Annotated in this window: 24 protein-coding genes; 13 read left to right on the forward strand and 11 right to left on the reverse strand. The window is 62.6% G+C overall.

Annotation, left to right across the window (positions count from 1 at the left end; all coding sequences use genetic code 11):
* Positions 1 to 6: 6 nt before the first annotated feature.
* From FJ492_RS07260 to purC, 5 genes are all read right to left on the reverse strand, one after another.
* On the reverse strand, positions 7 to 414 hold the full coding sequence (locus FJ492_RS07260; RefSeq protein ID WP_140715075.1) for a hypothetical protein: 408 nt from the start codon (positions 412 to 414) through the stop codon (positions 7 to 9).
* A complete protein-coding gene (locus FJ492_RS07265; protein WP_140769226.1) occupies positions 411 to 1,076 on the reverse strand; it encodes a glutathione S-transferase family protein in 666 nt (221 codons plus the stop codon). Before FJ492_RS07265 ends, FJ492_RS07260 begins: the two co-directional genes overlap by 4 nt.
* A gap of 64 nt (positions 1,077 to 1,140) precedes the next feature.
* On the reverse strand, positions 1,141 to 1,809 hold the full coding sequence (purQ, locus tag FJ492_RS07270; RefSeq protein WP_015318137.1) for a phosphoribosylformylglycinamidine synthase subunit PurQ: 669 nt from the start codon (positions 1,807 to 1,809) through the stop codon (positions 1,141 to 1,143).
* Positions 1,810 to 2,065: 256 nt separating this feature from the next.
* Positions 2,066 to 2,308 carry a phosphoribosylformylglycinamidine synthase subunit PurS gene (gene purS, locus FJ492_RS07280; RefSeq protein WP_013895864.1) on the reverse strand — a complete coding sequence of 81 codons (243 nt, stop codon included), beginning with the start codon at positions 2,306 to 2,308 and terminating at the stop codon, positions 2,066 to 2,068.
* Between the two features lie 43 nt (positions 2,309 to 2,351).
* Positions 2,352 to 3,146, reverse strand: a complete 795-nt coding sequence (gene purC, locus FJ492_RS07285) for a phosphoribosylaminoimidazolesuccinocarboxamide synthase (RefSeq protein WP_013532127.1) — start codon at positions 3,144 to 3,146, stop codon at positions 2,352 to 2,354.
* 274 nt (positions 3,147 to 3,420) lie between these two features.
* Here purC and FJ492_RS07290 point away from each other — a divergent pair, with 274 nt between their 5' ends.
* Together FJ492_RS07290 and FJ492_RS07295 are read left to right on the forward strand one after the other, a co-directional pair.
* Positions 3,421 to 3,741, forward strand: coding sequence for a DUF1476 domain-containing protein (locus FJ492_RS07290; protein ID WP_140506359.1), 321 nt, complete (start codon positions 3,421 to 3,423; stop codon positions 3,739 to 3,741).
* A 110-nt stretch (positions 3,742 to 3,851) separates the two neighbouring features.
* Positions 3,852 to 4,625 carry an HpcH/HpaI aldolase/citrate lyase family protein gene (locus tag FJ492_RS07295; RefSeq protein WP_140769228.1) on the forward strand — a complete coding sequence of 258 codons (774 nt, stop codon included), beginning with the start codon at positions 3,852 to 3,854 and terminating at the stop codon, positions 4,623 to 4,625.
* Between the two features lie 20 nt (positions 4,626 to 4,645).
* Here the strand turns inward: FJ492_RS07295 and FJ492_RS07300 are convergent, their stop codons facing one another.
* Positions 4,646 to 5,200 (reverse strand): alpha/beta hydrolase, encoded by a 555-nt coding sequence (locus tag FJ492_RS07300; RefSeq protein WP_140749660.1) that lies wholly within the window; start codon positions 5,198 to 5,200, stop codon positions 4,646 to 4,648.
* A gap of 244 nt (positions 5,201 to 5,444) precedes the next feature.
* Here FJ492_RS07300 and FJ492_RS07305 point away from each other — a divergent pair, with 244 nt between their 5' ends.
* Positions 5,445 to 6,257 carry a VOC family protein gene (locus FJ492_RS07305; protein WP_140769230.1) on the forward strand — a complete coding sequence of 271 codons (813 nt, stop codon included), beginning with the start codon at positions 5,445 to 5,447 and terminating at the stop codon, positions 6,255 to 6,257.
* A 174-nt stretch (positions 6,258 to 6,431) separates the two neighbouring features.
* Here FJ492_RS07305 and purB read toward each other — a convergent pair whose 3' ends face one another.
* Positions 6,432 to 7,739 (reverse strand): adenylosuccinate lyase, encoded by a 1,308-nt coding sequence (gene purB, locus FJ492_RS07310; protein WP_140769232.1) that lies wholly within the window; start codon positions 7,737 to 7,739, stop codon positions 6,432 to 6,434.
* Positions 7,740 to 8,016: 277 nt separating this feature from the next.
* On the opposite strand from purB, the gene FJ492_RS07315 reads away from it, so the two are divergent.
* Positions 8,017 to 8,271, forward strand: coding sequence for a DUF2171 domain-containing protein (locus tag FJ492_RS07315; RefSeq protein ID WP_140769299.1), 255 nt, complete (start codon positions 8,017 to 8,019; stop codon positions 8,269 to 8,271).
* A gap of 9 nt (positions 8,272 to 8,280) precedes the next feature.
* Here the strand turns inward: FJ492_RS07315 and FJ492_RS07320 are convergent, their stop codons facing one another.
* Both FJ492_RS07320 and FJ492_RS07325 read right to left on the reverse strand, forming a co-directional pair.
* Positions 8,281 to 9,306, reverse strand: a complete 1,026-nt coding sequence (locus FJ492_RS07320; protein ID WP_140506347.1) for a P1 family peptidase — start codon at positions 9,304 to 9,306, stop codon at positions 8,281 to 8,283.
* Entirely contained in the window at positions 9,306 to 10,379 is a 1,074-nt protein-coding gene (locus FJ492_RS07325; RefSeq protein ID WP_140769234.1) for an ABC transporter substrate-binding protein, read from the reverse strand. The genes FJ492_RS07320 and FJ492_RS07325 overlap by 1 nt, the downstream gene beginning before the upstream one ends.
* Positions 10,380 to 10,552: 173 nt before the next feature.
* On the opposite strand from FJ492_RS07325, the gene FJ492_RS07330 reads away from it, so the two are divergent.
* Genes FJ492_RS07330 through FJ492_RS07360 form a run of 7 tightly spaced genes read left to right on the forward strand, consistent with a single transcriptional unit; the run spans position 10,553 to position 16,909 of the window.
* Positions 10,553 to 11,080 (forward strand): flavin reductase, encoded by a 528-nt coding sequence (locus FJ492_RS07330; RefSeq protein ID WP_140506344.1) that lies wholly within the window; start codon positions 10,553 to 10,555, stop codon positions 11,078 to 11,080.
* Positions 11,077 to 12,006, forward strand: a complete 930-nt coding sequence (locus FJ492_RS07335; protein ID WP_140506342.1) for a MoxR family ATPase — start codon at positions 11,077 to 11,079, stop codon at positions 12,004 to 12,006. Before FJ492_RS07330 ends, FJ492_RS07335 begins: the two co-directional genes overlap by 4 nt.
* Positions 12,007 to 12,010: 4 nt before the next feature.
* Positions 12,011 to 13,261, forward strand: a complete 1,251-nt coding sequence (locus FJ492_RS07340; RefSeq protein ID WP_140769236.1) for a VWA domain-containing protein — start codon at positions 12,011 to 12,013, stop codon at positions 13,259 to 13,261.
* Between the two features lie 49 nt (positions 13,262 to 13,310).
* A complete protein-coding gene (locus FJ492_RS07345; RefSeq protein WP_140769238.1) occupies positions 13,311 to 13,649 on the forward strand; it encodes an XdhC family protein in 339 nt (112 codons plus the stop codon).
* 6 nt (positions 13,650 to 13,655) lie between these two features.
* Positions 13,656 to 14,360, forward strand: a complete 705-nt coding sequence (locus tag FJ492_RS07350; protein ID WP_140769240.1) for an XdhC family protein — start codon at positions 13,656 to 13,658, stop codon at positions 14,358 to 14,360.
* Positions 14,357 to 15,967: a molybdopterin-binding/glycosyltransferase family 2 protein gene (locus FJ492_RS07355; protein WP_140769242.1), complete on the forward strand. Its 1,611-nt coding sequence runs from the start codon at positions 14,357 to 14,359 to the stop codon at positions 15,965 to 15,967. Before FJ492_RS07350 ends, FJ492_RS07355 begins: the two co-directional genes overlap by 4 nt.
* A 33-nt stretch (positions 15,968 to 16,000) precedes the next feature.
* Positions 16,001 to 16,909 carry an alpha/beta fold hydrolase gene (locus FJ492_RS07360; protein WP_140769244.1) on the forward strand — a complete coding sequence of 303 codons (909 nt, stop codon included), beginning with the start codon at positions 16,001 to 16,003 and terminating at the stop codon, positions 16,907 to 16,909.
* A gap of 20 nt (positions 16,910 to 16,929) precedes the next feature.
* Here FJ492_RS07360 and FJ492_RS07365 read toward each other — a convergent pair whose 3' ends face one another.
* Positions 16,930 to 17,979, reverse strand: coding sequence for a DUF1176 domain-containing protein (locus tag FJ492_RS07365; protein WP_140769246.1), 1,050 nt, complete (start codon positions 17,977 to 17,979; stop codon positions 16,930 to 16,932).
* Between the two features lie 139 nt (positions 17,980 to 18,118).
* Between FJ492_RS07365 and FJ492_RS07370 the strand changes: the two genes are divergently transcribed.
* Entirely contained in the window at positions 18,119 to 18,625 is a 507-nt protein-coding gene (locus tag FJ492_RS07370) for a DUF1993 family protein (protein WP_140506332.1), read from the forward strand.
* A gap of 44 nt (positions 18,626 to 18,669) precedes the next feature.
* On the opposite strand, the gene FJ492_RS07375 is transcribed toward FJ492_RS07370, so the two are convergent.
* Entirely contained in the window at positions 18,670 to 18,834 is a 165-nt protein-coding gene (locus FJ492_RS07375; protein ID WP_084636818.1) for a hypothetical protein, read from the reverse strand.
* A gap of 381 nt (positions 18,835 to 19,215) precedes the next feature.
* Here FJ492_RS07375 and FJ492_RS07380 point away from each other — a divergent pair, with 381 nt between their 5' ends.
* Positions 19,216 to 19,677 carry a hypothetical protein gene (locus FJ492_RS07380; RefSeq protein ID WP_140749757.1) on the forward strand — a complete coding sequence of 154 codons (462 nt, stop codon included), beginning with the start codon at positions 19,216 to 19,218 and terminating at the stop codon, positions 19,675 to 19,677.
* Positions 19,678 to 19,679: the final 2 nt, after the last annotated feature.

Consider the following 19,679-nt stretch of genomic DNA (forward strand, 5'->3'; position numbering starts at 1 on the left):
GCTGGCTCAGGCGGTGGCTGCGCAGGCCGGATTGCCCGCCTGCCAGCGCGCGACATCCGAGCTGATGCGCGCGCCAAGCGGGTCGTTCATCAACGGTCCGAAGACGTCGACATGACTTGAATTCCCCTGCGCCTGCACGACCAGCAGCGGTTTGCCGCCATAGTGCTTGGCCGGCACCAGAAGGAAGCGCGGCTGGCCGCTGAACGAGTTCAACTCATTGGCCATCTGATACTGCTTGAAAGCCGGGTCCTTGCTGGCGATCCAGCATTTGTGGGCCGATATCGCCACTTGTTCCATCGCCAGCAGCGCGGCACTTTTGCCCGACGGCAAAGGCGTGCTCTTGGGGCTCGACTGGCACGATGCCAACGCAAACCCCGCCGCGGCGACGATGGCAATCGTCCTCGTCTTGATCAAGCGGCACCCATTTCAAGTTCGGATAGAGACATCTTGAGGCCGTCGATCATCTCGCCCCACACCCTGGACAATGCGGGGTGCTGCGAGGCGATCTGCTCATAGGCATCGAATTTGGGATAGGCGTCGAGCAAGTCGTGGCGGCCTGTCATGGCGCGGAAATTGTTGAGGATGAACCGCGTCGGCGTCAGCCAGGCATCGGCGAAACTGATGTCGCTACCGAGCGCGAAGGGGCCTTGCGCCATGCGTGCCTCGATGGCCGCCAGCCCATGGTGGAGACGGGCGAATTGGGCGTCGATCTCGGCAGTGTTGCGCTTCGGCACGAAATGCAGCTCGAAAAGCTTCATCGTCGGCGTCAGCACATCGAGATCTGTGATGCGGGCGAACATGCGCACCAGCGCGCGGTCCTTCGAATCGGGCGGCAACAGCGCCGGTTCGGGAAACCGCTCCTCAAGATATTCGGCGATGACCACCGATTCGACGATCGTTTCGCCCGAGCCGGTGATCAGAACCGGAATCCGGTTCATCGGCGAGATGGCGCGAAACTCTTCGGGGATCGGAAAACCCGGGGGCGGCGCGATGATCTTGAGCGGCACGTCCTTGATATAGGCCAGTGCCCGCACAATCGAAGAGTAGGGCGACAACGGCCGCGAATAGAGTTTCATGACCGTCTCTCCCTCACGCCATGATTTTGAATTACCGCAATTCTTAAGGTTGCGGTTGCAAACTTCAAGCGGCAATGCCCAGGGCGCCTTCGAACAGCGCCCTTCCGTCATTGCCGCCATGCGCTGCTTCTATCAGGTTCTCGGGATGCGGCATCAGGCCAAGCACGTTGCCTTGTTCATTGACGATGCCGGCAATGTCGTTGATCGAGCCGTTCGGATTGGTGCCTTCGGCATAGCGGAACACCACCTGGCCTTCGCCTTCGAGACGGGCAAGCGTGTCGGCGTCGGCAAAGTAATTGCCGTCATGATGCGCAACCGGCGAGCGGATGATCTGGCCCGGCTGGTAGCGGCGGGTGAACATGGTGTTGGCGTTGGCGATCTCGAGCTTGACTTGCCGGCAGACGAATTTCAGCGAGGTGTTGCGCATCAGCGCACCGGGCAGCAGTCCCGCCTCGACCAGGATCTGGAAACCGTTGCAGACGCCGATGACCATGACGCCCTTGGCAGCCTTTTCGGCGACCGCCCGCATCACCGGCATGCGTGCCGCGATCGCGCCGCAGCGCAGATAGTCGCCGAAGGAGAAACCGCCCGGAATGGCGATCAGGTCGACATCGGGGATTTCTGTGTCGGTCTGCCAGACGGTTGCCGGCGCCTGTCCGGAAATCTTGGTCAGCGCCGCAATCATGTCGCGGTCGCGATTGAGGCCAGGCAGGAGGACGACAGCTGATTTCATTTTGGTTCGTAAGGCCTCTGAGCTTCGGCAAGTTCGCGCGGGTCGAGACGGCGTTCTATGCGTTCAAATCGATCATCCTGGCGGGCGAAAATGCCATAGATGTTACTTTGCGTTGCCACCACATGACCCCGCATAACACTCAATTCCCGTTTCGTCTCGGAACATCCTGACGAAGTTCACCAATTTCGTGATGCACGCATTTCAGCAGCTCGAACATCAACTCATTCACTTCCGGCATATTGCCTCCGACACAACCTCAGGTAAGCGTCACACTATAATTCTCGATCACCGTATTCGCCAGCAGCTTGTCGCACATGGCCTTGAGGTCGGCTTCGGCCTTGGCCTTGTCGCTTTCCGCCAGTTCGACGTCGAACACCTTGCCTTGCCGCACCGCGCCGACGCCATCGAAGCCCAGCCCTGACAGTGCGTGTTCGATTGCCTTGCCTTGCGGGTCCAGAACGCCGTTCTTGAGGGTGACGGTAATGCGGGCCTTGATCACGCTGGACATGCTCCTGTTCTGAATGTTGGGGCGCAAGCCGCTATCAGTGCGGCTTGCCTTTGAGGCCGTCGGTCGAGGCGACAAGCACCGGGCCGGTCGGACGCGGCGGCTCGTTCTCGTTCATGATGCCGAGGCGGCGGGCGACTTCCTGATAGGCCTCCACGAGGCCGCCCATGTCGCGGCGGAAACGGTCCTTGTCGAGCTTGTCCTGCGTTGCCACGTCCCACAGGCGGCAGGAGTCCGGCGAAATCTCGTCGGCCACGACGATGCGCATCATGTCGCCCTCGAACAGGCGGCCGCACTCGATCTTGAAGTCGACCAGCTGGATGCCGACGCCCATGAACAGGCCGGAGAGGAAATCGTTGACGCGGATGGCGAGCGCCATGACGTCGTCGATTTCCTGTGGGCTTGCCCAGCCGAACGCCGTGATGTGCTCTTCCGAAACCATCGGATCGTCGAGCGCGTCGGCCTTGTAGTAGAATTCGATGATCGAGCGCGGCAAAACGGTGCCTTCCTCGATGCCGAGGCGCTTGGACAGCGAACCGGCGGCGACATTGCGCACCACCACTTCGAGCGGGATGATCTCGACTTCCTTGATCAGCTGCTCGCGCATGTTGAGCCGGCGGATGAAGTGGGTCGGAATGCCCATGCGGTTCAAATGATTGAATATGTATTCGGAAATGCGGTTGTTGAGCACGCCCTTGCCGTCGATGACCTCGTGTTTCTTCTTGTTGAACGCGGTTGCGTCGTCCTTGAAGAACTGGATCAGCGTGCCCGGCTCGGGTCCCTCATAGAGGATCTTGGCCTTGCCTTCATAAATGCGGCGGCGATTTTTCATTTGAATTTTTCTCTGGATTTGCGGGCAGGCGGCAAGCGACCACTTCCTGTCCGTCCGCCTGAATTAATGCGGCGACGGTGACGTTCAATGCCGGGTCTATCCCAATCACACCGTTTGCTCAATCGGCAAATCCTTCCAATCAACCGCTTTCGGGACTGAAATGCCGCAGCGCAGCATATGACGAAGCATATTGACCGGCCCGCGACCTTTTGGTTTGTGCTTCGGCAACACATATTCACCTGCCAACGAATCGGATTTGACCCGGAGGGACTCCATGAGCAGCATGAAAGACCGCGAAGAGGGCTTCGAGCGCAAATTTGCATTCGACGAGGAGCTTCGGTTCAAGGCTTCGGCGCGGCGCAACAAGGCGCTTGGTCTGTGGGCCGCCGAAAAGCTCGGAAAATCCGGTGCCGACGCCGACGCCTACGCCAAGGAAGTGGTTGTTTCCGATATCGAGGAAGCCGGCGACCATGACGTATTCCGCAAGATCCGCAAGGATTTCGACGCCGCCGGCGTCGAGCAGTCCGATCACCAGATCCGCCGCACCATGGATGAACTGATGGCGCAGGCGATCGAGCAGATCAGGAACACCTGATCCGGCCTCTTACTGGACCAATCGACCGCCCGGCCGATCCGGGCGGTTTTTCTTTGCCTTTGCGGCGGTTTCCGGCTGAAACTGCCGACGCTAACAAGGAAAGAGATTAGATGTCGCTGAAGTCCCGTCTTGCCGCCGATGAAACGCTGGTCACCGCCTGGTCCGGCGTGCCGGACGCGTTGACCGTGGAGATCCTCGCCAGGCAGGACTTCAATGCCGTCACGCTCGACATGCAGCATGGCGGTCATCACGAGGACAGCGTGCTGCGCGGTCTCGCCCCGGTGCTCGCCACCGGCAAGCCGGCGCTGGTGCGCATTCCCGTCGGCCGCTTCGACATGGCAAGCCGGGCGCTTGATTTCGGCGCCGAAGCGGTCATTGCGCCGATGGTCAATTCGGTGGCCGACGCAAAAATGTTTGCCGCCGCCATGAAATACCCGCCGCTCGGCGAGCGCTCCTGGGGGCCGACCTACGCCTTTCCTCGTCACGGCAAGGGCAACCAAGCCGATTGGCTGCGCGATGCCAACCAGCGCACCATGGCCTTCGCCATGGTCGAAACGCGTGCCGCGCTCGACGCGCTCGACGGCATTCTCGATACGCCAGGTATCGACGGCATTTTCCTCGGCCCATCGGATTTCTCGATCGCGTGGTCGAACGGCACGACCGTCAATTCGACGCTCGAAAGCATGATGGAAACCGTGGCTTCGATCGCCGAACGCACCCGCAAGGCTGGCAAACACGCCGCGATCTACGTCATCGAACCGGCCATTGCCGGCCGCGTCGTGTCGATGGGCTACCGCCTGCTGGCCACCGGATCCGAACACGCGCTGATTTCGCTGGGAGCAAGGACCTTGCTCAAGGGCATCAAGGATTCGATTGACGCCTGACGGGCCCGCGACCGCGGAGGCTAAACCTTCAGATCCGTCAAGAACTTGGCAAAGGTCATCGAGCCTTCTGGCCATGGGCCGAAGCCTGAATCCTCGCTGAGATGACCGGTCTCGCCGGCGTCGATGAACAGTGAGCCCCAGGCGCCGGCGATGTCCTCGGCGACATCGAAGGGACAAAAGGGATCGTTGCGGCTGGCGATCAAGATGGAGGGAAACGGCAGCGGCTCGCGCGGATAAGGGCCGAAGGTCATCAGATGCCTTGGCTTGATCTTGGGATTGGCGACGTCGGGCGGTGCCACGAAGAAGGCGCCGGCGACCGGCTTCTGAAATTGCGGAATGGCTTGTACGGCCGCGGCCACTCCCAGTGAGTGAGCGACGAGGACGACAGGTCTCTGCGCCTCGTTGACCGCTTTGGCCACGCTCGCCGTCCAGTCCTCACGCACCGGCTTAGACCACTCCGCCTGTTCCACGCGCCGCGCCGTCGACAGCTTCGATTGCCAGCGGGTCTGCCAATGCTCGGGCCCGGAATTGGTGTATCCGGGAATGATCAGAATATCTGCGTCCTTGACTTTCATGGCGCTGAGATAGCGAGCGCGATTGTCTGATGCAACCATTGATGGATGCGCTCACGCTCGCAATGGTGAACACCATGTTTGCTTTTCGCGGTCTTGTGTGAACGATGGCGATCGACGATCTCTGTCGGGAAAGAAACAGCCGTGGAGGGACCGGGATTTGGCGCTGACACGACGAACAATGATCGGCGGCGCCGGGGCCCTGGCTTTGGGAACTTCGCGAAACGTCGCCGCAACGGAGACAATGATGAGCGAACTGCCATTTGCCGCCACCACGCCGGTGAGCGTCGCCCGCGTCGGCCTGAAGGCGCGTGATGCCGAAAGTCTTGCCGCCTATTATCGTAAAGTCGTGGGACTGCAGGAACTGAGCCGTGCCGAAGGCGCGATCACGCTCGGCGCCGGCAGCCGTCCGCTGCTGGTGCTTGAGCCGGACACCTCTGCCAAACCGGACGATCCGCGCAGCGCCGGCCTGTTTCATACGGCTTTCCTGCTGCCCAGCCGTGCCGATCTCGGACGCTGGATCAACCACGCCATCTCGGACAAGATCGCTATCGAGGGCGCTTCGGACCATCTGGTCAGCGAAGCGCTGTACCTGACCGACCCCGAGGGCAACGGCATCGAAATCTATGCCGACCGCCGCCCGCGGGATTGGAAATGGAACGGCGACAAGATCGCCATGGCGACCGAGCGGATGAACATTCCGTCTGTCGTTGCCGAAGTGCCGGCCGGCGATGCGGGTTGGCAGGGTGCGCCGGAAAACAGCATCGTCGGCCATGTCCACCTGCGCGTTGGCAGGCCGGAAGAGGCCGAAGCCTGGTGGAACCAGGAATTCGGATTCGACACGGTGGCCAAATACGGCGGCCAGGCGGTGTTCCTGTCGTCAGGCCATTACCACCACCACATCGGCGTCAATGCCTGGCATAGCGCCGGCGCCGGCCGCCGCGACCCGGCCCGTTCGGGCCTCGCCTGGGTAGAGATGCGTTCGGATAATGTGAGCAGCGAAACGACCCGCGAGGACCCCTGGGGCACGGTGATCAGGACTGTTCCCGGCAAGGCTTGATTGGCGAAAGCGTCGGCGCGAGCGTCTTTCTCCCCATCTATACGGGGAGAAAGACCCGGCAGGGCAATGAGGGCAATTCTTGAGATTGTCGAAGCCGACGAGGGTTCATCGCCGAAGTCGGTGCCGCCCCGCCTGCCGGCACCTTCTCCCGGTATGGGGAGAAAGAAGCTGTACTCACGCCTCTCCGAACACCCGCTTGAAAATCGTGTCGACGTGCTTGGTGTGGTAGCCCAGGTCGAATTTCTCGCGGATTTGCGCCTCCGGCAGCGCGGCTGTCACTTCCTTGTCGGCAAGGAGTTCCTCAAGGAAATCAGCGCCTTGTTCCCATACTTTCATGGCGTTGCGTTGCACCAGCCGGTAGGAGTCCTCACGCGACAGGCCGGCCTGCGTCAGCGCCAGCATCACGCGCTGGGAATGCACCAGGCCGCGGAACTTGTTCATGTTGTTCAGCATGTTCTCGGGATAGACGACCAGCTTATCGACGACGCCGGTCAGGCGCGACAGCGCGAAATCGAGCGTCACCGTGGCGTCCGGGCCGATCATGCGCTCGACCGAGGAATGCGAGATGTCGCGTTCGTGCCAGAGCGCCACGTTCTCCATCGCCGGCAACGCCATGGAACGCACCATGCGGGCAAGGCCGGTGAGGTTTTCGGTCAGCACCGGGTTGCGCTTGTGCGGCATCGCCGACGAGCCTTTCTGGCCCGGCGAAAAATACTCTTCCGCTTCCAGCACTTCGGTGCGTTGCAAATGCCGGACCTCGATCGCCAGCCGCTCGATCGACGAGGCGATGACGCCGAGCGTGGCGAAGAACATGGCGTGGCGATCGCGCGGAATCACTTGCGTCGACACCGGTTCCGGCTTCAGTCCCAGCTTTTGGGCCACATGTTCCTCGACATAGGGCTCGATGTTGGCGAAGGTGCCGACCGCCCCTGAAATTGCACAGGTGGCAATGTCTTCGCGCGCGTGCACCAGCCGCTCGCGGCAGCGCGAGAATTCGGCGTAGGCCTGCGCCAGCTTGATGCCGAAGGTGGTCGGCTCGGCATGGATGCCGTGGCTGCGTCCAATGGTGACAGTGTCCTTGTGCTCGAAGGCGCGGCGCTTGAGCGCTGCGAGCAACGTGTCGATGTCGGCGAGCAGGATGTCGCTGGCACGGGTGAGTTGCACCGCAAAGCAGGTGTCGAGCACGTCCGAGGACGTCATGCCCTGATGGATGAAGCGCGCGTCGGGCCCGACGAATTCGGCAAGATGGGTGAGGAAGGCGATGACATCATGCTTGGTGATGCGCTCGATCGCATCGATCTTGTCGACGTCGAATTCCGCCGCGCTTCCCTTTTCCCAAATGGTCTTAGCCGCTTCCTTGGGGATGACGCCCAGTTCGGCCAGCGCGTCGCAGGCATGGGCCTCGATTTCGAACCAGATGCGAAACCGGATTTCGGGCGACCAGATGGCGACCATTTCTGGCCGGGAGTAGCGAGGGATCATATGGATCGATTTCCAGCTTCGCGTTGCATTGGTCGCGTCCTAACAGAGGCGGGCAAAATGCTCAACGTTGCTGCTGCGCAAACCAGAGGCCGGTCAAGCGGAAATAGAGCCGGATTCCCCAGGCGAGTGAAGGCGGGCGCATGGACCTTAGAGGAGATTGGACGCGGTTGATTGCCCAATCAAAGCGTCGTGCGGGCCAAAGCCGATGCATCCAATCCGCTCGTCATTTGTTATTGTCGGCAATCCCAATGGCAACCACCCCAATGGAGAACCTGACATGACCGACACCAGCAAAATTCGTGAGCACATGGAAGTCGTCGGCGCCGATGGCGTGCATATCGGCACCGTCGACAAGGTCGAGGGCCAGCGCATCAAGCTGACCAGGGCCGACAGCGGCGAGGGCGCTCACAAGGGCCATCACCATTATGTTTCCCTGGCCTTGGTTGCCGAGGTCGATGGCAAGAAGGTTTGGTTGTCCGCGAATTCGGATGTCGCGGTGACGTTCGAAGAAGAAAAATCCGATCCGGTTTGATCGAAGGCTTTAGCCCAGGCGCGACGACCAGACGGGAAACAGATCGTTGCCCGCTGGCGTCGCGGCAAACACACCACGGCTGATGGCCCGCGCCATGGTGGCGCCGGCCGCGGCATAGAGATCGACCGCTGCGTCGGCGGTCAGTTCGACCCCGCTCCTGCCGGTGGCCAGCGCGAACACCAGGTCGCCGTCGGCCGGCGTGTGCGTCGGCCAGATGGCGCGCACGAAGCCGTCATGCGCCGAAATCGCCAGGCGTTTCGCGGCGGCCTTGGTGAGGACCGCGTCTGTCGCGATGATGGCGATGGTCGTGTTGCCGCCGCTTTCCATCTGCCGCCCGTGATCCTTGTCGCGGTATTTCAGCAAGATCCGCTTTGCGTCGTCGGGCATGGGCGAGGGATAACCGAGCCCGCCGAATTCATCGCCGATTTCGAAGGGCGCCGCCCAGAAATAGCGGGTGCGGCCGACGGTGACCGATCCGGTTGGGTTGACGGCCGCCAGCGCGCCGATGGTGACGCCATTGTCCAGCAACGTCGAGGCGGAACCCAGGCCACCCTTCAGCCCCGACGTCAGTGCACCGGTACCGGCGCCGGCCGTGCCAAGTTGGAAATCGACGGCGGCTGCCTGTACCGACTCGTAGCCAAGGTCGCGATAGGGCGGATAGCGGCCCCAGTCCTTGTCGCCGCCATTGCGCAGGTCGAACAGGATCGCCGCCGGAACGATCGGCACCCGGAAGCCGCCCACCTCGAAGCCGATGCCGCGTTCGCGCAGCGCGGCCTGCACGCCGGACGCAGCATCGAGGCCGAAGGCCGAACCGCCCGACAGCACAACCGCATGGATTGTCTCCACGGAATTGTGCGGTTCCAGCAGATCCGTCTCGCGGGTCCCAGGCGCGCCGCCAAGGATTTGCACACCCGCCACCGCCGGCTCGTCGCAAAGGACGGTCGTCACACCGGAGTTAAGCCTGGCATCGGAAGCATTGCCGACGCGCAGGCCGGCAACGTCTGATATGAGATTGCGCGGACCGGTGCGGAACATCAGTTGTTTTCCAAGGGCACGAACCGGGTGCCGTCGAAGCGGAAGACACGGTAGGGGCTCTGGTTGAGGTCGCCCTTGGCGTCGAAGCGGACGGGCCCGATCGCCGTCGTGAAATCATGCCCGGTGAGCGCATCGGTCAGTGGTTTGCCGGAGCCAGCAGCGTCCGCCGTCGCCGCCTTGGCGATCTCGACCGCCGCATAGGCCGGCAAGGTGTAGCCATCCGGCACGATCTTTTGCGCGGAGAAGCTCTCCAGAACTTTAGGGTCCGCGACATCGGCCCATTCGGGCGGCGCGATCATCAGGGTGCCCGTTGCATAAGGCACGTCGCCGGGCGGCGTGCGCAGGTTTTCGCCGCCGGCGAGGACGATGCCCGTCTGGAGCTGGGCGGCATCGCGCCCCATGATGGCGATGTCGTCGCCGTCGCCGCCGGCAAAAACATGCGTGGCGCCGGCCTTTTTCAGCCGCCCCACCAGGCCGATCTGGTTGTCGAGCTGCGGCCGGAACGTGTCGACGAAGACCGGTTTCAGCGCTGCCTGCTCGGCCGCCGCGCGAAATGTCTCGGCGATCTCGCGGCCATAGATGGTGCCGTCATCGATGATGGCGAACAGTTCGTCACGCCACAGCCGGGTGAGGTTAGAGGCGACAGCGTTGCGCTCATCGTCGCCGCGTGGTCCCAAGCGATATACCGGCCAGCCGGTCTTGGCGCGGCGGTCGGTCAGGCTTTCGGTTCGCACGCCGATGGTGATGACCGGGATATTGGCGTCCTTCAGGACAGGCATCGCCGCTTCGATAGCCTCCGTGCAGAGGAAGCCGATCACGACATTGACCTTGGCTGCCACGAACTCGCTGGCCGCCAAGGCGCCGCCGTTGCCGGTGCAGGCGTCATCCACGGTCTTGAAGTGGATGCCGTTCGCCTCTGCCGCCAGCCGGGCGCCGGCCTCGATCTGCTTGCCGAGGATGGCCGATGGTCCCGACAGGGGCGCGGCGACGCCGATCGTGAGCGTCTGGGCGCCGGCGGCACCGGTCAGCAACAGCCAGGCCAGTGCGATGGATATCGTTCCCCCGGATCGCATCCTGCCGAACCGTCCCTCCAAGCCCGCGCGCGGGCGCCAATTCCCGCCAAGACCTAAAGGCTGTCCGGCCTTGGTGCAACACGCGAATTCCGGATATGGGCCAAGCACTTCGCTTGTGGCATGTGATGTCTGGCCATATATAACAGTTCAGGTTTTGGCTGTGGAAATCTCCAGTGCTGAAGATAAACGATATTGGACCGCAGGCCTATCGCGACGCGATGAGCCATTTTGCCGGTCACGTTCATGTGGTGACCACCGACGGACCCGCCGGCAAGCGTGGCGCGACGGTGATCGCGGCTTGTTCCGTGTCGGACACGCCGCCGACCATCCTGGTCTGCCTCAACCGTGAAAACCCCAAAAACGAGCCGTTCGTGAAGAACGGCAGGTTTGCTTTGAACACGCTGGCTTCGCACCAGGAGCCGCTGTCGATTGGATTCTCCGGTATGACTGGGTTGCCGGTCGAAGAGCGTTTCGCGCTTGGCGAGTGGGACGTGATTTCCACCGGCGCGCCGACGCTGAAGGGCGCGCTCGCCGTTTTCGATTGCGAGTTGATCGACACCAAGGACCTGGCCACCCATCGTGTGCTTTTTGGCAAGGTGACAGGCCTTCGCATGGGCGATAATTTGCGGCCGCTGATCTACCACGCGCGCGGCTACCACGTCCTGGAAAGTGGGGCGGCCGCACCCACGGAGAAAGAATGAGCGACTTGAAACCGCGCCCCGTGCCGCGGACGATCGATGAGACGCTCGATCTCCTGACCGGCGCGGACTATGTCGCGGACCGGTCGCTGGCAACGGTACTTTTCCTGTCGCTGCGCATGAAACGGCCGCTTTTCCTCGAGGGGGAGGCCGGCGTCGGCAAGACCGAGATCGCCAAGGTGTTGGCCGAGGCGCTTGGCCGCCGGCTGATCCGCCTGCAATGCTATGAGGGGCTCGATGTCTCCTCGGCCGTCTATGAGTGGAATTACGCCGCGCAGATGATAGAAATCCGCATGGAGGAGGCTGCCGGCAAGGTCGAGCGCTCCGCCATGGAGCGCAACGTCTTCTCGGAAAAATACCTGATCCGCCGGCCGGTGCTCGATGCGCTGACCGGCAAGACGGGCGCGGCCCCGGTCTTCCTGATCGACGAGCTCGACCGCACCGACGAAGCGTTCGAGGCCTTCCTGCTCGAGATCCTCTCCGACTTCCAGGTGACGGTGCCTGAACTCGGCACGATCAAGGCGGAAGAGCCGCCGATCGTCATCATCACCACCAATCGCACGCGTGAGATCCACGACGCGCTGAAGCGGCGCTGCCTCTATCACTGGGTCGACTATCCCAATACGGAACGCGAGCTGGAGATCGTGCGCCGCAAGGTGCCTCGGGCCAACCAGCGGCTTTCGGCCGAAGTGGTCTCCTTCATCCAGAAGCTGCGCCAGCTCGAGCTGTTCAAGGTACCTGGCGTCGCCGAAACCATAGACTGGGCCGGTGCACTGACTGAACTCGACAAGGTGGCGCTCGATCCGGAGACCGTGTCCGACACGATCGGCGTGCTGCTGAAATACCAGGACGACATTGCCCGCATCGGTGCGGGTGAGGGCCGGCGCATCCTCGACGAGGTCAAGGCCGAGCTCGCGGCGGCGGAGTAGGGGAATGAAGGCGTCGCGTCCCGACCCCAGAGAGGCGACCGAGGACGGGCGGATCGCCGACAATATCGTCTATTTCGCCCGCACCTTGCGCAAGGCCGGCATGCGGGTCGGGCCGGCCTCGGTCAAGGACGCGATCGAGGCGGTGCTCGTCGCCGGCATCGGCTCGCGCGATGATTTTTACTGGACGCTGCACGCCGTGCTGGTCTCGCGGCATGAGGATCACGCCACCTTCGACGAAGCCTTCAGGCTGTTCTGGAAATCGCGCGAACTGATCGAAAAGCTGCTGGCGATGTTTTCGCCGGTGGCCCCCGACGTCAGGCAGAAGCAGAAGCCGCGCGCGGCCGAAAACCGCGTCAGCCAGGCGATGTTCGAAGGCCACCAGAAAAAGCAACCACCGCAGGAAGTCCCTGAGATCGAAGTCGACGCCCGCTTCACCTTTTCCGGCAACGAGGTGTTGCGGGGCAAGGATTTCGCGCAGATGAACGCAGCCGAGATGGCCGGTGCCAGGAAGGCTATCGCCGAGCTGCGATTGCCTTTCGACATGGTGCGGACCCGCCGCTTCAAGGCCGATGCGCACGGCCGCCGCATCGATCCACGCGCCATGATGCGCTCGGCGGCGCGCACCGGCGGTGAATTGATTCTGCCGAAATTCCGCTCGGTCCGCGAAACCCACCCGCCGCTGGTGGTACTGGCCGACATTTCCGGTTCGATGAGCCAGTACACGCGCATCTTCCTGCATTTCCTGCATGCGCTGACGGAAAAGCGCCGGCGCGTGCACACTTTCGTCTTCGGCACGCGGCTGACCAATTTGACCCGGCAGATGCGCCACCGCGATCCCGATGCTGCTCTTGCCGACTGCTCGGCGGCGGTCAAGGACTGGTCGGGCGGCACGCGCATCGGCGATACGCTGGCAGAGTTCAACCTTGTATGGTCGCGGCGCGTGCTGGGACAGGGCGCGGTGGTGCTTTTGATCACCGACGGGCTGGAGCGCGACGACGTCATGGGCTTGTCGGAAGAGATGGAGCGGCTGCACAAATCCTGCCGGCGGCTGATATGGCTGAATCCGTTGTTGCGCTTCGATGGTTTTCAGGCGCGCGCCCGAGGCGTCAAGGCGATGCTGCCGCATGTCGACGAATTCCGCTCGGTGCACAATCTCGAAGCGCTCGCCGATCTCTGCGCCTCGCTCGACAAGAAATCGGCGCTTTCGGTCGATCCGCGGCGGTGGATGGGTGCTGGCGCGAGGCACGCCGCATAGCCATATGTTTCCTGGTCCCCTGGAAAAACAGACCCTAAGAGAAGCAACGATGAGCGACAGCATTTATCTCGATGAGGCCCGCGACCCGCTGATCATCGCGGAAACCTGGATGAAGGACGGCAAGGATGTGGCTATCGCGACCGTGGTCGAGACCTGGGGTTCGGCGCCACGCCCGGTCGGCAGCCACCTTGTCATCGATGCCGATGGCATTTTCCACGGGTCCGTTTCGGGTGGGTGCGTCGAGGGCGCCGTCGTGACCGAGGCGGTCGACGTCATCGGCTCCGGCAAGGCCAAGATGCTGGAGTTCGGTGTCGCCGATGAGACGGCCTGGCAGGTGGGCCTGTCCTGTGGCGGCCGTATCAAGGTTTATGTTGAGCGATTGGGCTGACCTCAGATGGATCCCTACGCGCTGAAGACGCTCAATGCCGAACGACGCGCCCGCCGCGCGGCGATCCTCGTCACCGATCTCGGTGACGGTTGCGATCGTATCGTGCGGGAGGGCGATCAGGTCGCCGGCGATCTCGGAGCGGCGATCGCCAAGGCGTTTCGCTCCGGCGATTCCGGCTCCGTCGAGGCGGAAGGTCGGACATTTTTTCTCAATGCGCATCTGCCGCAGCCGCGCATGGTGGTGATCGGCGCCGTCCATATCAGCCAGGCGCTCGCGCCGATGGCCCGGATCGCCGGCTATCCCCTGGAGATCATCGATCCGCGAACCGCCTTCGCCACATCGGACCGGTTTCCCGACGTCGCCTTGCATGCCGACTGGCCGCAGGATGTGCTGGAGCGCCAGCCGCTCGACAGTTACACCGCGCTCGCCGCTGTCACCCATGACCCGAAGATCGATGATTTCGCGCTGAAGGCGGCACTCGACGCCAACTGCTTCTATGTCGGGGCACTTGGCAGCCGCAAGACGCATGCCAAGCGCGTCGAGCGCCTGCTGGCGCTGGGCGCGAGTGCCGACCAGATCGCGCGTATCCACGCGCCGATCGGGCTGGACATCGGGGCGGCAAGCCCCGCCGAGATCGCCGTCGCCATTCTCGCGCAGACCATCCTTGCCTTCCGCTCGCGCGGTCTCGATGTGAAGGGCGCAGCGGCGTGAAATTTGGTCCGATACCAATCGAGGCCGCCGAGGGGGCGGTGCTGGCGCATGCCACCACGGCGGGCGAAAAGCGGTTTCGCAAGGCGCACAGGCTGAGCGCCGAAGATGTCTCCATACTCAAAGGGGCGGGTATCCTGCAGGTCGTCGCGGCCGTGCTGACCCCTGACGATCTCGGCGAGGACGCCGCGGCGCAAAGAATTGCGCAGAGTATGACCTTTGGCGGCATCGAGGCGAAGCCTGCCGCCACCGGTCGGGTCAACCTCCACGCCAAGGCGGCTGGTATCTTCACGGTCAACGCCGCTGTCATCGACGCCATCAATGCCGTCGATCCGGCCATCACCATCGCCACGCTGGCCCGGCACTCGCCGGTCGAAAAGGGCCAGATGGTCGCGACGGTGAAGATCATCCCCTTCGCGGTCTCTTCCGCGTTGGTCGACGCCGTGGTGAAAATCTGCGCCGGCGTCGAAATTTTTGCCGTCAACGCCTATCAGCCGGTGCGTGTAGGTGTCATTCAGACGGTGCTGCCGGGGATCAAACCAACTGTGCTCGACAAGACGTTGCGCGTCACCGAAGCCCGGCTGGCGCGCTCGGGCGGCAGGCTGACGGCGGAGCGCCGCACGCCGCATGAGATCGGCCCTGTCGCCGAGGCCGCCATCGCGCTTGCGCGCGACAACGACATGGTGGTGATCTTCGGGGCTTCAGCCATGAGCGATTTCGCCGACGTCATTCCAGCGGCGATCGAGAGGGCGGGCGGTACCGTCATCCGCGCGGGCATGCCTGTCGATCCCGGCAATCTGCTGGTGCTCGGCACACTCGGCGGCAAGCGCGTCATCGGCGCGCCTGGCTGCGCCCGCAGCCCCAAGGAAAACGGCTTCGACTGGGTGCTCGACCGGTTGATTGCAGGCCTCGATGTCACCGCGCGCGACATCGCCGGCATGGGTGTCGGCGGCCTGCTGATGGAGATACCGACGCGGCCGCAGCCGCGCGAGCCGCTGCCGGCCAAAAACCGGCTCAAGGTCGGGATCGTGCTTTTGGCGGCGGGCCGGTCGAGCCGCATGGGCGGGCCGAACAAACTGATGGCGCTGTTCGACGGTCAACCGCTGGTGCGCCGCACCACCGAACGCGCGCTCGCCTCGAAGGCTTCAGGCACGATTGTCGTCACCGGCCATCAGCGCGAGCGGGTCCGCGCGGCATTGTCGGGCCTCGACGTCACCTTCGCCGACAATCCCGATTTTGCCGATGGCCTGTCGACCTCGCTGAAGGCCGGTACTGCCTATCTCCCCGAGGACATCGCTGGTGCGATGATCGTTCTGGGAGACATGCCGGGTGTCGCGTCCGACGACCTTGACAGGCTCATCGATGCCTTCCGCCGGGCCGGCGGCAACTCAGTGGTCCGCGCCTCGCATGAAGGCAAACGCGGCAATCCGGTGCTCCTGCCGCGTTCGCTGTTCGCGGCCCTCGCCCATCTCGAAGGCGACACCGGCGCACGCCATCTGGTCGAGGCCGAGGGGCTCGATGTCATCGATGTCGAGATCGGCGAGGGCGCATCCGTCGACGTCGACACCCGAGAGGCGCTGGAAAGCGCAGGCGGCGTGCTGCAGGATTGACAAACCCGGCCTGTATTCCGCATGCCTTTCTGTATGGCATTCCCCACCTTGCTTCGCCGCCGCTTATCTCGCGCTTTCCTGGCCTTTCTGGCTGCAATCATATTTCCGATCGCTGCTCACGCTGATGCTCTCACGCTAAAACCGTTCAAGGACGATGTCTTCGCCTATCCGGCGACGCTCTCATCCGACAGCAACGGCGCCTACACGGTCCTCGACTACCGTGAGATGCGCGACATCAACCAGCGCGACGAGGTGCCGGAAAAGCGCGTGCATGCCCAGTACACCGACACCGGCGTGCGCAAGGTACAGCAGGATCTGCTGCTGAAGACGGACGCCGGCGATGTCAGGCATGTCGCCGTCGGCAAGACGCAAGGGGCCGCCGTCATCGTGCTCTATCTGCACGGGCAGGGCGGCAGCCGTAAGCAAGGCGTCGACGACTTCACCTTCGGCGGCAATTTCAACCGCCTCAAGAACCTGATGGCCGGCAATGGCGGGCTCTACATCTCTCCGGATTTTCCTGATTTCGGCGACAAGGGCGCAGCACAGGTCGCGGCCCTGATCGATCACTATGCCGAACAGTCCCCGGGCGCGAAAATCTTCGTCGCCTGCGGCTCGATGGGTGGAGCGCTGTGCTGGAAGCTTGCCGCACGCAAGGATACTGGCGGCCGCGTGAATGGACTGCTGCTGCTCGGATCGCTGTGGGACGAGGGCTTTCTCGCAAGTCCCGCCTTTAAGCGTCGCGTGCCAGTGTTCTTCGGCCAGGGCAGCCATGACGTGGTCTTTCCCGTGGCCAGCCAGGAAGCGTTCTTCCGCTCCATCCTTGCGAAATCAAAAACCTATCCGACCCGCTTCGTCCGCTTCGAAACCGGTACCCACGGCACGCCGATCCGCATGGTCGACTGGCGCGGCACGCTCAACTGGATGCTGTCGAAGGCGCCGTAAAGGCCAATGTGTGGACCGCTCTAAGGCGCGGTGTTGTAGTCGACAATGGTCTGCGGATTCTCCTTGCCGTCATAGGACGCGTCGACGTCATACTGAACCAGCGAAAAATCGCCGTTGCGGAACAGATACGTCCCGGCATCCGAAGCATCGCCGACGCCGCGCCATTTGTTGAACGTGGTGATCGTGTGGGCGTCCTGGTCATAGTCGGAATTGACCGCCCATCCTGTGGTCTGGAAGCCGATTACCGTTACACTCAACAGCTTGCCTTCGCTGTCATTATTCTCGTAGCGTATATCGGTCTGAGGTTCGGCGAACTGCAATTGCCTGACACCGTCCACCTCGTCGGTCATGTAATAGACCGAGCTTTCATTGTAGGCGGCGGCCGAGCAGGAGAAGTGGAATAGGCGGGTTTCCTTGTCCGGGTCGCCCGGCTGAGCATTCTTGTACTTGTATTTGATCGAAAAGACCTCCGGCTCATTGGCCAAAAGATCCTTGTCGCACTGGTCGCCATAGGTCGCGAGGAAGGCCTTCTTGGCCTGTTCCAGCGCGGTATCCTTCTTCGGCGGCGGCGGACCGTCGCCGCAGCTTGGCGGCAACGCCTCGTCGAGATCGGCGGCGGAGGGCTTCAGCGCGCCCTTGTCGATGAAGATCGGCTGGAAGGGTGGCGCCTGGATCTGGGCATTGACCTGGCGCAGCGTGTAGCAGCCGGCGAAAACCTTCGCTTCGCCCTTCTTGTCGGTTGCCTGGATGGCGACCGGGACGTTGTAATAGATGCTGCCCGCCGCGCCCTCGTCCGAAATCGGACCAGTCCTGACCTCCACCCTGTCGGTGCCGTCATAGCCCTTGACGAATGTATCGAAATCCTTTGCCGGCTTTGTATCGCTGTAGTAGCCCCAGGCGCGCGCGAATTCATGCCGGTTGATGGCGCTGTAGAGAGAGCGGACGACCGCATCCGCGCTCGACCGATCATCGACGTAGGGCGCTTCGGGTGTATCGCTGGCGGCCAATGCCGTCTGGCGTGTCGTGGCAAGGGAGAGAAGGGCAGTCGCTGCGAGAAGGGCGCGTCTCATCGGGAATCTCCGCTCGATAACGAAGATTCTACCATGGCGATTGCGGCGACGTGGTGACGCCGTGCGGCTTCAGCTTGAAGAATCGCGGTTGAGGGCGCTACGTCCTTCCGCGGCGTTCCTGCCGGACAGGAGATCTGACGTGACGATATCGATGTATGAGGCATCCGTGCCCGTGTTTTCAGCCAGGCTGAAGGCACTTTCCAGTGTGCTGGCGGCAGCCGAACAGAATGCGCTTGATCGCAAGATCGACCCGCAGGTGTTTTTGACGGCGCGGCTTGCGCCCGACATGTTCGCGCTGACCAGGCAGGTGCAGATCGCAACCGACCATGCCAAGGGCGCGCCGTCACGGCTGGCCGGCCGCGAAGTGCCGAAATACGAGGACAATGAAGCAAGCTTTGCCGAACTCGAAGCGAGGATCGCCAAGACGGTCGCCTATCTGGCGACTTTTTCGGCCGCCGATATCGACGGGTCGGATGACAGGATGATCGAGTTGAAGCTGGCGGGCCGGGAAACGACATTGCGCGGCATGCAGTATCTGCTGCATGTGGCCATGCCCAACTTCTATTTCCACCTCACCACCGCCTACGACATCCTTCGCCACAATGGCGTGCCGCTTGGCAAGGCGACGTTCCTGGGATCGCGTTGAGGAATCGAGATGTCCTGGATCGATCCGGGGCATCTCGCACCTGCTTAGCGGATGGACATTTCGCGGGCGATGCGCGGGAAATCGGCGGGCTTGACGCCGATGTCGGCACGCTCGGCATTGCTCATCGAATGAAGCAACGCGAGCGCCGCGCGATACCTCTGATGTTCCTGCGGGCGCGGCCGGGCGAACATTTCCGTGAAGAAACCCATGATTCAGGCTCCTGATTGGTCCTCCACGCCAGACAGTATAGGTGAATCGTGAAGATTGTGCATTGCAGCATTTGCATGCCTGCCATGCCCGGATGATTTTTTACAATTTTATTTCGGCCCCGATGAGACTTCTGCGCCGCGCCAGTCGTAGGCTTCGAAGCTGGCACATGGCCAGTTTTTCCTCGCCGTCCGGCCTGCATGAAGGTGCAGTCCGGCTTTTGTTTGGGGAGCATTGATCCTCGATAGCAATCCTCGCAACGGCTAAATTCGTTAAGACCGGTGGCATGTATTTTTAACGAGCCGGTTCTATGCTCGGTAATCCAGACAGTCAGGCAAGGGGAGGCTGACATCGCTACTAGCGCCAAGCGTGATTTCGCTTCGTTGCTCGACGACCTCTTCGTTGCCTCCGAAAAAGGCGATGGCAGCGAGGGCGAGGAGACCGGCGCGCGCCCATCCATCCCGTTCGACTATCTCTCGGTCGCCGATGAACTCCATTCCGGCCGCATCAAGGTATCCGCCGCGGAATATCGCGAGGCTGGTGTCGATCTGGCCAGCGAATTTGCCGCCTTGCTTGAACAGGCCAGGCTCGCCTTGGCTGGCGAAGAGCCGAAGCCGGAAGAAAAATTACCGCCAATCGATCCTGAATCGATTGCGGTCGAACTGGGATTGGATCAGCCCAAAGGCGTTGCCGATTTCGGTCGCATGCGCCGCAGCTTTGCTTTCGCCAATCATCCCGACCGCGTTGCCCCGCATTTGCGCCAGCGCGCCATGATCCGCATGCAGATCGCCAATATGCTGATCGACGAGGCCAAGCGCCGCGCCGTGGCCGCCGCACGCCGCTAACC

Origin of the sequence: Mesorhizobium sp. B2-5-4, assembly GCF_006441095.1 — a bacterium.
In the GTDB taxonomy this organism is placed as follows: Bacteria; Pseudomonadota; Alphaproteobacteria; order Rhizobiales; family Rhizobiaceae; genus Mesorhizobium; species Mesorhizobium salmacidum.